This is a genomic window from Escherichia sp. MOD1-EC5990 (assembly GCF_002965285.1).
GTDB classification, from domain to species: Bacteria; Pseudomonadota; Gammaproteobacteria; order Enterobacterales; family Enterobacteriaceae; genus Escherichia; species Escherichia coli_F.
Map to the genome: position 1 here is coordinate 1 of NZ_PTRV01000082.1, position 462 is coordinate 462.

At 48.7% G+C, this 462-nt stretch carries 1 protein-coding gene; it reads left to right on the forward strand.

Going from position 1 to position 462, the window contains the following annotated elements:
* Positions 1-462: RNA-guided endonuclease InsQ/TnpB family protein (locus BEB42_RS25970; RefSeq protein WP_157942756.1), on the forward strand; the 462-nt coding region annotated here is incomplete at both ends.

The following is a 462-nucleotide window of genomic DNA, read 5'->3' on the forward strand; positions in this document are numbered from 1 at the left end:
TTAAGCTCGATCAGGAAAACAGCCGTATTTTTCTGCCGAAACTTGGCTGGATGCGCTACCGGAATAGCCGTCAGGTCGCGGGTGTTGTGAAAAATGTCACTGTCAGCCAGTCCTGCGGTAAGTGGTACATCAGTGTTCAGACTGAAAGTGAAGTATCAACTCCGGTTCACCCTTCAGCATCAATGGTCGGGCTGGATGCTGGCGTGGCTAAACTCGCCACGCTGTCAGATGGTACAGTCTTTGAGCCTGTAAACAGTTTTCAGAAAAACCAGAAGAAGCTGGCGAGACTTCAGCGACAGTTAAGCCGCAAGGTCAAATTCAGCAACAACTGGCAGAAGCAGAAACGCAAAATACAGCGACTGCATTCCTGTATCGCAAAAATCCGCAGGGACTACCTTCACAAAGTCACAACGACCGTCAGCAAAAACCACGCAATGATAGTCATTGAGGATTTGAAGGTCA